This window comes from Vibrio sp. YT-19(2023), from assembly GCF_033337395.1.
Genome location: NZ_JAWOQN010001105.1, coordinates 1 through 525, shown reverse-complemented (window position 1 = coordinate 525; position 525 = coordinate 1). Strand labels below are relative to the sequence as shown.

The following is a 525-nucleotide window of genomic DNA, read 5'->3' as shown; positions in this document are numbered from 1 at the left end:
TCGAGCGCTGAAGCTGGCAACCAAAGATAAGTTCGCGGTTGAAGTGCGTTTTTCTGGTCCGGATGAAACCGTATTACATCAACTAGCGGCGGAAGCGAAAACGATTTTTGCTTCAAACCCTGATGCAAAATACATTCGCGATGATTGGCGCCAAGAAAGCAAAGTGCTCAAGCCGATTCTAAACCAAGACAAAATGCGTCAAGCAGGCATTAACCGCGCCGATGTCGCTTTCGCGCTAAAACGTGCATCAGACGGCATGCCGCTCGGACAAATGAACCTGAATGATGAGTTGATTCCAATTCAGTTACGTGGCACATCGCAAAACATGGCGTCACTAGAAACGCTACCTGTGCGCTCTCTACTTGGCTTTAACAGCGTTCCGCTTGGTCAAGTGGTGGATGGATTCGAACTGGTCACCGAAGAGAGCATGATTTGGCGACGAGACCGCGTGAAAACTATCACGGTTCAAGCCGGTGTGAGCCGAGACTCCACGCCAGCAAACGTTAGAAACGCCATTAAAGATCA

1 protein-coding gene is annotated in these 525 nt (G+C 49.5%); it reads left to right on the top strand.

Translation table 11 applies throughout. The annotated features are described in order from the left end of the window. Positions 1 to 525, top strand: a 525-nt coding sequence (locus R7E78_RS30290) for an efflux RND transporter permease subunit (RefSeq protein WP_318059165.1), incomplete at both ends; no start/stop codon positions are given.